This window comes from Alkalidesulfovibrio alkalitolerans DSM 16529, from assembly GCF_000422245.1.
In the GTDB taxonomy this organism is placed as follows: domain Bacteria; phylum Desulfobacterota; class Desulfovibrionia; order Desulfovibrionales; family Desulfovibrionaceae; genus Alkalidesulfovibrio; species Alkalidesulfovibrio alkalitolerans.
Genome location: NZ_ATHI01000017.1, coordinates 1 through 11,778, shown reverse-complemented (window position 1 = coordinate 11,778; position 11,778 = coordinate 1). Strand labels below are relative to the sequence as shown.

General features: G+C 66.9%; 9 protein-coding genes. 2 read left to right on the top strand and 7 right to left on the bottom strand.

Features of this window, described 5'->3' with window-relative positions:
• Window positions 1-93: 93 nt before the first annotated feature.
• The 5 genes from DSAT_RS07025 to DSAT_RS07005 form a co-directional block, all read right to left on the bottom strand.
• Window positions 94-1,149 (bottom strand): protein-tyrosine phosphatase family protein, encoded by a 1,056-nt coding sequence (locus tag DSAT_RS07025; protein ID WP_020886878.1) that lies wholly within the window; start codon window positions 1,147-1,149, stop codon window positions 94-96.
• A 69-nt stretch (window positions 1,150-1,218) separates the two neighbouring features.
• Window positions 1,219-1,677, bottom strand: coding sequence for a Fur family transcriptional regulator (locus tag DSAT_RS07020; protein ID WP_020886877.1), 459 nt, complete (start codon window positions 1,675-1,677; stop codon window positions 1,219-1,221).
• A complete protein-coding gene (locus DSAT_RS07015; protein WP_020886876.1) occupies window positions 1,674-2,498 on the bottom strand; it encodes a metal ABC transporter permease in 825 nt (274 codons plus the stop codon). Before DSAT_RS07015 ends, DSAT_RS07020 begins: the two co-directional genes overlap by 4 nt.
• Before the next feature lie 172 nt (window positions 2,499-2,670).
• Window positions 2,671-3,456 carry a metal ABC transporter ATP-binding protein gene (locus tag DSAT_RS07010; protein ID WP_020886875.1) on the bottom strand — a complete coding sequence of 262 codons (786 nt, stop codon included), beginning with the start codon at window positions 3,454-3,456 and terminating at the stop codon, window positions 2,671-2,673.
• A 3-nt stretch (window positions 3,457-3,459) separates the two neighbouring features.
• Complete coding sequence (locus DSAT_RS07005) at window positions 3,460-4,512, bottom strand: metal ABC transporter solute-binding protein, Zn/Mn family (protein WP_020886874.1); 1,053 nt, start codon at window positions 4,510-4,512, stop codon at window positions 3,460-3,462.
• 246 nt (window positions 4,513-4,758) lie between these two features.
• On the opposite strand from DSAT_RS07005, the gene DSAT_RS07000 reads away from it, so the two are divergent.
• Window positions 4,759-5,709, top strand: a complete 951-nt coding sequence (locus DSAT_RS07000; RefSeq protein WP_020886873.1) for a permease — start codon at window positions 4,759-4,761, stop codon at window positions 5,707-5,709.
• On the top strand, window positions 5,706-6,458 hold the full coding sequence (locus DSAT_RS06995) for a TIGR03943 family putative permease subunit (protein WP_020886872.1): 753 nt from the start codon (window positions 5,706-5,708) through the stop codon (window positions 6,456-6,458). The genes DSAT_RS07000 and DSAT_RS06995 overlap by 4 nt, the downstream gene beginning before the upstream one ends.
• Here the strand turns inward: DSAT_RS06995 and DSAT_RS06990 are convergent, their stop codons facing one another.
• Entirely contained in the window at window positions 6,459-8,744 is a 2,286-nt protein-coding gene (locus DSAT_RS06990; protein ID WP_020886871.1) for a molybdopterin-containing oxidoreductase family protein, read from the bottom strand. It lies immediately after the preceding gene.
• Between the two features lie 198 nt (window positions 8,745-8,942).
• A complete protein-coding gene (locus DSAT_RS06985; RefSeq protein WP_020886870.1) occupies window positions 8,943-11,360 on the bottom strand; it encodes a methyl-accepting chemotaxis protein in 2,418 nt (805 codons plus the stop codon).
• Between the last annotated feature and the right edge of the window lie 418 nt (window positions 11,361-11,778).

The window sequence follows — 11,778 nt, the reverse complement described above, 5'->3', positions numbered from 1 at the left end:
CACGTCGGCCCCGGCGCTTTTTTGCGCCTTGCATCTGACTCTTTTTGAACGGCCTGCGCAACGAGGTTCTTGGCAACAGCCAGTCTAGCGGCCTTACATCCCGGCCAGGCGGTGGAAGAAGGTCTGCACGAACTTGCCGGCCAGCACCTCGGGCAGGGGAAAGCGCAGCGGCCCGCCCGTCTCCATGCGGCCCGCGAAGGCCAGCCACAGCCCGGCCGAGCACTGGTTCAGCTCGCGCCTGGCCCACGACTCCACCTCGTTTCGCAACTCGCCCGAAACCCCGGCCAGGCGGCAGGCCAGCGGCCGCTGCTTGAGAGCCTGGCATTCGCCCATCTCCGAAAGCGGACAGAGGATGTCCTTGGCGCGGTAGGCTTTGGCCACGGCCTCGCCAAGCGTGGCGCCGCCGGTTTCGCGCGTGGCCTCGCGCAGGGCGCGGCAGCCCTTGAGGGCGCGGGCCTGGAGCGCCTCGCGGTCGCGGCGGCCGAAGGTCATGCTCACGAAATGGTGCAGATACACTGCCCCGGCCAGCCCCATGTGCACGAGGTCGCGGCAGCAATGGTCGTTGGCCTGGCCGCAGGGCTCGCCGTGCCCGCCGCTTTCCAGGCGGGCGTCCACGGTGCGGGCCACGCGCTCCCAGTCGGCCAGGAAGGGATAAAGGTCCACGGCCTGCGAGCGCTCGAGCGAGGGTTCGCGGATGCTCAGGCGGCCCTGGGTCTTGCCGTACTTGCGCAGGAACCACCATTGATCGAAGTTCGCGGGCTGCGAGCGAAGCCCCTTGATGCGCCTGTCGGCCAGCTTGTGGCCCAGTCCCCGGCGCAGCAGGTAGGCCTTGAGCACCGTGCCGGTGCGGCCGATGCCGTGACGGCAGTGGATGAGCACCTTGCGGCCCAGGTAGAGCTCCTCGTCCAGCCAGTCCAGGGCCTTTTCGAGCTCGGCCAGGGCAGGGGCCTCCTCGTCATCGATGGGCAGGTAATAGACCTCGAAGCCCTCGCCGGACTCGATCCAGTGCAGATCGCAGAACTCGGCGCAGAGGTTCATGATGGCCTGAATCCCCTGGCGTCGGAGCGAGTCGAGCTGGTCGTAGTTCATGGGGGCCGAGCCCACGGCCAGGGACGGGGTGACCCAAGAGAGGGTGTAGGGTTCTCGCATCACGGGGTCAAAGTATGGTTTTTGTCCCCGCAAGGCAACGCGCTCGGCCCGCCGCGCGAGAGCGATGGTCTAGGGTTCTTCGCCCGCTTTGCTCTGCGCGTCGTGTTCGAGGCAGGCCGGGCAGCGGCCGAACAGGTTCAGCGAGATCTCGTCCAGGCGCATGGGCAGGGACGCGCGCAGGGCCGCGAGGTCGAGCGCGGGCGCTCCGATTTCGAGGCACAGGGCGCGGCCGCAGCCGGAGCAGTGGAAGTGGCCGTGGGCCGTCTCCGTGCGACGCTCGCCCAGGCAGTACAGGGCGCTCCGGTCGTGGCCCAGGCTCTTGGCCACGAGGCCCTTTGCGGCCAAGAGGTCCAGGATGCGGTAGAGCGTGACCTTGTTCATGGCCTGCTCGCTTTGGGCGCGCTCCAGGATTTCCGGGGCCGAGAGTGCCCGGCCCGCATGCTCCAGCAGCGCGAGCACCCACAGGCGGTGCGGCGTGGCTGAAAGACCGGCCGAGCGAAGCGCCGCGCGCGTGTCTTCGACCGTCATGATCGCCTCGCGCGCAGCGCGGCCCGCGCCCGGCCGAAGGCGGCGGCGAGCAGGAAGGTCGCGGCGGCCACGCTGATGATGGTCGCGCCCGAGGTCAGATTGAAGTGGTAGGAGGCGAACAGGCCCACGGTGCAAAACAGCGCGCCGTACAGGGCCGCCCAGGCCATCATGGCCGCCAGCGAGCGGCTGTGGCGCTCGGCCAGATAGGGCGGGATGGTGATCAGGGCGATGACCAGGATGAGCCCCACCACGCGGATGAGCATGACCACGGTCACGGCCGTCATGGCGGGCAGGAGGAAGTGCAGGAAGGTCACTGGCACGCCGCGCGTGCGGGCGTATTCGGCGTCGAAGGACATGGCCAGGAGGTCGCGGTAAAAGATCACGGTGAGCACGAGCAGCACCGCGTCGAGCGCGGCCATGAACAGGATGTCCTGGCGCGACACGGCCAGGATGGAGCCGAAGAGGTAGGACATGAGGTCGGCCGCGAAGCCGGGCGAGAGGTCCACCAGGATGATGCCCACGGCCATGCCCACGGCCCAGATGGCGCCGATGACCGTGTCCGCGCGCGCCTGCCCGCCCTTGGTCACGGCCGCCATGGCGGCCGAGGCCGCGAGCGAGAAGGCGAGCGCCGTGGGCATCACGGGCCAGCGCATGAAGAAGGCCAGGCCGATGCCGCCGTAGGCCGCGTGGGCGATGCCTCCGGCCAGGAAGACCATGCGGCCCACGACCACCAGCGCGCCGACCATGCCGCAGGCCACGGCGCTGAGCAGCCCGGCGATCAGGGCGTTTTGCATGAACTCGAAGGACAGGGCCTCGATCACGACGCGCCGCCTCCCTGGCGGCGAGCCAGGCTGCTGAAAAAGTCCCATCTGCGGCGTTGCTGCAAAAAGTTCAAATCCTCGCGTATTTCAAATACGCGTCGGCCTTGAACTTTTCTTGCGCCTTGCATCTGGGGCTTTTTGAGCAGCCTGAAAGATGGGTTTGTCAACAAGCTCACGCGCCGCCTCCCTGGCGGCGAGCGTCCGCCGCTCCCGCCGAGTTCGGGCCGTGCAGGTCCGCGAGCTGGGCCAGTATTTTCATGGAATCGGCGACCGGGCAGCCGTGGCGGTGCACGCCGAAGAGCAGCTCCATCATCGGAGGCGTGAGTTCACCGCCGCAGGTGAAGAGCAGCCGCTTGTTCACGCAGGCCACGCAGGAAAGCCCTGAGCCGAGGATGGAGAGATCGTGGCTGACCACCACCACCGTGGCCGTGCGCGCGAGCGACGAGAGGAATTCGTAGAAGCAGAAGCGGCCTTGGGGGTCGATGTTCGCCGTGGGTTCGTCGAGGAGCAACAATTCGGGCTCGTGCACCAGAGCGCGGGCGATGAGCGCGCGCTGCGCCTGGCCGCCGGAGAGGTCGCAGAACATGCGCCCCTCCTGGCCTTCCATCTCCACGCGGGCCAAGGCTGCCAGCGCCTTGTCGCGCTCGCGCCTCCCTACCCGGCCGCGCAGGCCCATGAGCACCACGTCCAGGACCGTGGCCGGAAGCTTGGCCCGGTTCGCGGACTGGGGCACGTAGCCCACGCGGCCTCGGGCGCGCGCCGGGGGCAGGTCGAAGAGCCGCACCTCTCCCGTGCGCGGTTCGAGCAGCCCGAGCAGCAGCTTGATGAGCGTGGTCTTGCCTCCGCCGTTGGGGCCGAGCACGGCCAGGTAGTCGCCCTTGGCCACGTGCAGGTTCACGTCGCTCAACACCTCGCGCCCCTCGTAGGCGAAGGAGAGCCCCGTAACGGAGACGGTCATGGGCTAGCGAGCCCCCGAGGATTCGGCGATGGCTGTGGCCACGGCTCGCAGGTTGCCGGACCAGTCCTCGGCCAGGGGGTCGATGGTCGCCACCGAGGCGTCGATCTGGCGGGCGATGGTCTCGGCGGTCTTGCGGGCGAATTGCGGCTCGATGAAGATCGTGCGGATGCCCTCCGTGCGCGCCAGTTCGGTCAACGCCGCCATTTCGCGGGGGCCAGGCTCGCGGCCGGACTGCTCGATGGATATCTCGCGCAGGCCGTAGTCGCGGGCGAAGTATCCCCAGGCCGGATGGAAGACCATGAAGGCGGTCCCCTTGGGCACATCCTTCAGGGCGGCGCGCACGTCGCGGTCGGTCGCGTCGATGATGGCCAGGAGCCGCTCCAGCCCGGCGCGGTAAGCTTCCGTACCCTCGGGGTCGGCCTCGGTCAGGGCCAGGGCCGTGTTCAGGGCGATGGTGCGCACGGTCGAAGGCGTGGTCCAGACGTGCGGGTCGAACTCGCCGTGGTCGTGGGCATCATGCCCGTGGCCGTGGTGATGCCCGTGCGCGTGGTCGTCATGTTTGTGCGCGTGCGCCTCGTGCTTGTGGTCATGCCCGTGCGCGTCATGCTTGTGGCCGTGATCGTGTCCATGCCCATGGTCATGGCCGCATTCGGTCATGGGCAGCTTTTCGATGCCCTCGTCCACGTCCACGATCGCAAGGTTCGGATTCACGCCCGAAAAACGGGGCAGCCAAGCTTTTTCAAAGGGCGCGCCGATGGCGAGATAGAGGGACGCCCCGGCCAGTTCCTTCATCTGCCCGGGTTTGGGCTCGTAGGTGTGCGGCTCCGCGCCCGGCGGCACCATGACCAGAACCTGGACGCGCTCGCCGCCGATGGTCTCGGTGAAGAACTTTTGCGGCAGGATGCTTACGGCCACGGACAGCGGGGCGCTCTGGGCAAAGGCCGGAAGCGCCGGGAGCAGGAGCGCGGCCGCAAGGGCGACGAGACGCGCGAGGCGTGCGGCCGCGCGCGTGACGGCCGAGGTCCGTCCGGGGGATCGGATGATTTCATTGTGCATGGCGTCCTCCATACAATAGACGTGTCGGGGGTGGAAGACCGGAAGTGCCGGTCCGGCCGCGCGGCGAGACGCGCGCGGGATTCCTGCCAGAGCCGCATCCGCCGGTACGCGTGCAACCGGGTTGCATCTTGCCGCATTCTATGCAACTAGGTTGCGTCGCCTGTCAAGGGCGGTTGACGCGCGACTGTCGCGCGCCTACCTTTGGCGGGCTTTCACACCCTGACCCTTCGGGATGCTGACGACCGCATGCTGTTCGACTCCACGCTGGCCCTGTTCGCCACCATCACCACGGCCATCGTGCTTGAGGCCGCCCCCTTCCTGCTGCTTGGCTGCCTGCTTTCGGCGGCCTTCGAGGTTTACGCCCCGGCCGACGGCCTGGAGCGCTGGCTGCCGCGCTCGGCCCTGGGGCAGACCCTGGCCGGGTGCTTCGCGGGGATTTTGCTGCCCACCTGCGAATGCGGCGTGGTGCCGCTGGTGCGCCGCCTGCTGGCCAAGGGCGTGCCGCAGCGAACGGCCCTGGCCTTTTTGCTGGCCGCGCCCGTGGCCAACCCCGTGGTCCTGGCCTCCACCTGGGTGGCCTTTCGCGGCGACCTGCCTCTGACCATCGGTCGCGTGGTCTGCGTGCTCATCCCGGCCGTGATCATCGCCATGGTCTACGGCCGCCTGCCCGCGCACAAGCTCTTGCGCGGCGGGGTAGACCTGAACGCGGCCGTAGGCTCGTGCAGCGTGGCGGGCTGCGGCTGCGGTCACGAACACGCCGAGCGGCCCAAGGGCTTCTTTGCGGGCCTTCGCGCCGTGCTCACGGGTGCGGGCGTGGAATTCCTGCACATGGGCGCCTTCCTCATCGCCGGAGCCATGGCCGCCGCGGCCATCAAGACCTTTATGCCCGCGGACTGGCTGCACTCCATGGCCGCCGCCCCGGTCATCGCCATCGGCTCGATGATGCTTCTGGCCGTATTGCTCTCGGTCTGCTCCGAGGCCGACGCCTTCGTGGCTGCGAGTTTCGTCTCCTTCCCGGCGGCTGCCCGGCTGTCCTTCGTGGGGCTTGGCCCCATGGTGGACCTGAAGCTCATTCCGCTCTTCTTCGCGGTCTTCTCGCGCCGGCTGGCCCTGGCCCTGTGCCTGATTCCCATTGTCTCGGTGTTCTTCACCGCGCTGGCCTTCCATGCCCTGTTCGGGCCGGGGGTGGGGCTGTGAACGGCGCGCGGCGGCTTTTCTCCGGACTCCTTCTGGCGGGCCTGGGCTCGCTGATGGTCGTGTTGCCCTTCACCACGGCCTACTGGTACTTCCTCAACCCGCGCTTTCAGCACATCACGGCCACGGCCGGCGTCGTACTCATGCTCGCGGGCATCCTCGTGCCCACGGATCGCGTGCGGCGGCCGAGTTTCATGGCCATGGCCGTCTTCGCCATCTTTCTGCCCCTGGCCATGGAGGCCGTGAACCAAGCCGACCGGCCGTCCTTCGCCGCCGGAGCCCTGGGCGGACTTTCGTCCGTGGACCGGGGACCGCCGCGCCTTGAAATCGACGGCCGGGAGTACATCCGGCTCAATCCGGCCGAACTGCTGCTGCAGGGCGAGAAGACGCCGCCCGATCCGCGCCCCTTCGTCACGGAGGGCATGATCATGCGCACCGCCGAGATGGACGCGGACGGGCACGTGGCGCTGGTGCGTCTGATCATAAACTGCTGCTTCGCCGACGCCCTGGCCGCCGGGGTGCGCATCGCGGTGGACGATCCCGATGCCTTCGAAAAAGGGCAGTGGTTGCGCGTGGCCGGGCATCTGCGGCCCGCGGAAAAGCCCAGGGGCCGCGCGCCCGCCATTCCCGGCGTCATCGCCACCATCCTCGGCGAGACCACGGCCTTCGAGCCCGAGGCCTTCGAGCCCATGGCCGACCACCCCGAGCCCTACATCTTCGACATCCGCTCCGAGGAGCCCTTCAACTACTGATCACGCCTTCTCGATGCGGCAGAGCAGGGCCGAGTGCGGCCAACTGCCGATTTCGGGGCTGCACTGCTCCGGCTCCATGGGGCAGAGCATGTTGGCGTTGGACTCGAAGGCCCCGAACAACCCGGGCAACTCGCCCGAACGCTCGGGGAACCACCAGCCGTGCTGCGCGTCGGCCATCTTCGGATGGATCGCGGTGGATGCCCGAAGCCGCATGCGCGCCTTGCCCTTGGGCGAGACAACATGCACCCACTGCCCGTCTGCAAGCCCCAGCGCCGCCACCGTTTCCGGGTGCAGGAAGACCAGGGGATCGGGCGCGGCCCTGCGCGCGGATTCGATCTGCCGGTGCTCGGAGTGGTACATGGGCATGAAGCGGCTGCCGGTGATGAGCACCAGCGGGTATTGTGCGGCCAGTTCGGGGTCGCCCGCCGGACTCCACAGCGGCTCCTTGTAGATCGGCACGGGATCGCAGCCCATATCCTTGAAGATCGACGAGACAAGCTCGACCTTGCCCGAGGGCGTGCCGAAGCCTGTCTGCTCGTAGCGCTTGAATTGCGGTTTGCCGAAGAAGCCGTAGCTCTCGGTGAGCTTCGCGAACGTCGTGCCCACGGGTTCGAGGCAGTAGTCGTAGGCCTGCTCCAAGTTCTCCCAGGGCCAGTCCTTCTCCTGTCCCAGGCGAAGACCCAGGCCGCGATAGAACTGGTATGTGTCGCGCCGTTCGTACAGGGGCTCGATTCCCGGCGGGCAGGCCATGCAGAAGCTGCCGGTGGTCCACAACTCGGGCTGCTCCACCGTGGTCGCCGAGGGGAACACGTAGTCCGCCAGGGCCGCAGAGGGCGTCATGTAGTATTCCATGACCACGTAGAGGTCGAGCGCCATCAGGGCCTGCATGACCATGGGCGAGTCGGGGAACGAGAGCATGGGGTTGCTGGCCACGGAGAACATGGCCGTGACCGGGTAGGGCTTTTTGACGATCGCGGCCCGAAACACGTCGCGCGCGTGCGCCACACAGGTGCGGTACATGGAGGGCGGGGCCACGTGGCCTTTGGGCAGCTTGCGGTTCGACTCGACGTTGCGCTCCCAGCCCGGAAAGCCGAAGAAGGGGTAGGTGTCGGCCCCGAGCTGCTTGGCGCGCTGGGCCGGGGAAATGGCCTCGCTGGCCACGAGATCGAACTCGCCGCGCACCTTGGCCACCTCGGGCGTCTGGCCGAAGGTCTCGCCGCCGTCCACTTCCAGGTTGCCGGTGATGGCCCTGAGGATGGCGCGGGCGCGGGCGCACTGGTTTGCGTTCACTCCCTGCTTGTCCAGGCCGTAGCCGTAAGGGATCTGCGCGGGTTTCGAGGTCGCGTAGAGCCGTGCCGCCGCCGTGATCTGTTCCACGGGCAGCCAGGTGATCTCGCTGACTTTTTCGGGCGTGTAGTCGCGCACGGCCTGTCTGATTTCGTCGAAGCCCACGGTCCATTTGGCCACGAATTCCTTGTCGTAAAGTTCCTCCTCGATGACCAGCCTGATCCAGCCGAGCAGCAAGGCCAAGTCCGTTCCGGGCCGGATCTGCAGCCACATGTCGGCCAGCTCGACTTCCTCGATGCGCCTGGGATCGACGACGATGAACGTGACTCCGGCTTTCTTGGCCTGTTGCAACGCGGGCCAGGACTGCACGGGCGAGGAGTTGGCCGAGGCCCGCCCCCAGATGACCACGCACTTCGCCCGGCGCGGGTTACCGCGTGCCATGCCGCCGTAAGTGGCGTACTCCGTGGCGTAGGAGGGACACATGCAGACGTTGTTCACGCCGCAGACGTTGGGCGAGCCGAAAAGATTGAAGAAGCGGCGGCAGTCCCAGTGATGGGTGCGGCTCGTGCCGTGGGTGAAGGCCAGGGTCTCCGGGCCATGGGCGTCGCGAAGTCGGGCGAGCTTCTCGGCCACCTCGTCCAGGGCCTGGTCCCAGGATATCCGCTCCCACTTCCCCTCGCCGCGCGCGCCGACCCGTTTGAGGGGGTGGTTGACGCGGCCGGGATGATGGATGTGTTCGGGCATGAGCAGGCCGCGCTCGCAGATCATGCCGCGCGTCACGGGATGGTCGGGGTCGCCGCTGACCTCGAACACTTTGCCGTCGCGCATGTGCAGGAGCGTGCCGCAGCGCGGGTGACAAAGGCCGCAATAGCTGCGCCGCACCTCGTCGCGGCCCGAGCCGGGCTTGGGGTCGTAGGCATACAGGGGAAGGCCGCTTAGGGCCACGGAGGACGTGACCAGAGCGGAATAGTACAGGAATTGCCTTCTGCTGATGGGCATGGCTCCTCCATCTGGTTGGGGGTCATGTCGCGAGTCGGCCTGATTCCGAGGACTGTCCGGTGCGTTTTTGGTATCCCGTATCGGGTGCGAAGACCAGAGAAACCGGCCTGGAAAACCCAAAGGCCCTGTCGGGAAAACAGGGCCTTTGGGTTTGGTGAGGGAGGCGACGGGGGCCGAAAAGGCCGGTGGCGAGCGCTGCTAAGCCTTCATCTCCTCGATGAGCCGCTGCAACTCGTGCGCCCGGCGGGCCAGTTCGGCGATAGCCTGCGAGGACTGGTTCATGCCCGCGGCGGTTTCGCCGGAGACGCGCGTGATGTCCTCGATGGCGCGGCTGATCTCCTCGCTGGTGGCGGATTGCTGCTCGGCCGCCGTGGCGATGGAGGAGACCTGTCCGGCCGTGCTCTCCACGATGCCCACGATCTCGGTCAGGGCCTTGCCGGACTCCTGGGCCAGGTTCGTGGATTGGCCCACCGAGGAGGCCGAAGCCTTGGTGGCCGCCACGCTCTTCTGTGTTCCGGCCTGGATGGCGGCGATGGCCGAGCCGACCTCCTTGGTGGCGGCCATGGTCTTCTCGGCGAGCTTGCGCACCTCGTCCGCGACCACGGCGAAGCCCCGGCCCGCATCGCCCGCGCGCGCGGCCTCGATGGCGGCGTTGAGCGCCAAAAGGTTTGTCTGGTCCGCGATGTCGTTGATCACGCCGATGATGTTGCCGATGCCGTCGGCCTGGCGGCCGAGCTCGCCCATGTCCCGCTCCATCTGATCGGCTTGGCGCGCGACCTCGGCGATGGAGGCCATGACCTGACGCACGGACTCCTCGCCCTGGCGGGCTTTGTTGCGCGCCTGCTCGGCTCCGCCCGCGGCTTCGGAGGCGTTGCGCGCCACCTCCAGCACCGTGGCGTTCATCTCTTCCATGGCCGTGGCCGTCTCGGCGGCGCGGGAGCTTTGCAGGTCCGCGCCGCGCGTGGCCTGCTCCACCTGCGCGGCCAATTCCTCGGCTGCCGAGGACACCTGGTCGGCGATCAGGCCGGCCTGTTGCGCGATGGAGGCGATCTGCTCGTTTTTCTTCGTGAGCAGCGTCTCCTGTTGGCGGATCTGGGTCAGGTCGAAGTACAGGGTGAAGGCCCCAAGCTCCTTGCCGTCGAGGTCGTGGATCATGCTCGTATTGGCGGTCATGGTTTTGCACACGCCGCGGCCGCAGTCGTACTGCATCTCCGAGACGGCGTGCTTTTTGGCTCTCACCTCGGCCATGGTGCGCTTGCCGCGCGAGGGATCGCCAAAGAGGAATTCGCCGATGGTCTGGCCCTTGTAATCGTCTGGTCTGCCGGGTTTTTGCAGCAGGTCGAGCAGCCGCTGGTTGACGAAGGTCACCTTGTCGCTCGCATCCGTGATCAGGCAGGGCGAGGAGAAAGAGACGCCGTCGAGCACGCCTTGGGCGAAGCCGAGCTTGTTCTTGATCTCACCGACCATGGCACGCACGCCGTCAACGGTGCGGCCGATGGCGTCCTTGGCTGAGTAGTCGATGGAGGCGGCGAAATTGCCCGAGGCGACCTCGGCCGTGTAGTTCTCCAGCCGTTTGAGCGGCGAGGTCGTCAGACGGATGATGAGCAAGGTCAAGAGTCCGCCCACGGCGAGCATGACCACCGCCGCGACGGCACCGGAGCGCAACATGCGCATGTCCGCGCCCTGCAGCATATCCGCGTCTCGAATGGACATGGCGAGCCGCCAGTCCCACTCGGGGAAATAACGCACGTAGGCCGTGGTAGGCTTGCCGTCCTCGACGTAGGTGACGAAGCCCTCGGTGATCTCCATGGCTTCCTTGGGCAGGCCGACCTCGCTGATGTTCCGGCCGATCTTGGAGTCGTCGGGGTATTCGAGAATGGCCCCCTTGGCGTCGAAGGCGAAGGCGAAGCCCTTGCCGTTGATATTGGCCCCGGACAGAGCGTGGCGCACTGCGTCGGTCATGATCGGACGGCCGATGTAGGCCATGCCCAGGAGGTCGCCGTGGATGCTTTTCATGGGCGCGTAGGCGGTCAGGTACCAGGCGTTCACCACGAAGGCCCGGCCTGTGTAGACTCTACCCTCGGTTACGGCCTTGTAGACCGGCGAGTCCTCGGGGATGTAAGTCAGGGTGGCGCGCTCGCCGTCGGCCCGGCGTACCGTGGTGGAGATGCGGATCATCTTGCCGGGCAGGTACTGGAAGATGGTGGCAGTACCGCCCACCAGGTCAACGACTTCGTCCACCAGGCGCGGGTTGTCCAAGGGGGTGCGCCCGGCCTGAAAGACCGGGAGATCGACCGTCTCCGTGGCCTGGGTGACCTGGTTGGTGATGGTCACGGCGCGGATATCGTAGTCGTCGAAGTTCAACAGGCCGTTTCGCCCGATCTCGCGCTCCAAAAGTACGAGGTCGGCCGCGACCTTTTCCACGGTCACGGCATTTTGGGCCTCGAAATCGCGGTAGATGGAGTCGCCGAGGGCCTTGATGGAGGTCATGGCCACGTCGGTCAGGGTGCGCTGGGTCTGGATGAGGTTGACGCTCGTGAGCACGACGACGGTCAGGATGACCAGTCCGAGTACGGCGGCGGTGAGCTTGGCGTTGAGCGGTAGGTTGCGAATCATGAAACCCCCTTTTGGCTGCTGCGCTACCGAAGTGCCTTCTGCCCATCCCGTGTGTATGTCAACACGCTGACCACCTGTTCATCGGCGCTCTGACCCTGGCCTGGAGACGGGCGAGGATCGGGGAAGACGGAAAAGGCGCGTGGCAGGCGGATTGTGCATTATAAGGATGCGTTTTGTCATGACACGGGGAAAGATGAAAAAAAATGCGCCCGGAAGCATTTTCGCTCTTGACCGGCGGGATGGTTTTCCGTAGATACCCGCTTCCGCGACGACGACACGGCCACGCGGCCGAAGGGTCGAAGCGGGACGCCCGGAGGAACGAAAAAAAGTTGCAAAGGGCGGTTGACAAGAGAGACGCACGAGGGTAGACACCCTCTTCCCCGATGCGGGGAACTGCTTCAAGGTCTTTGACAATTAA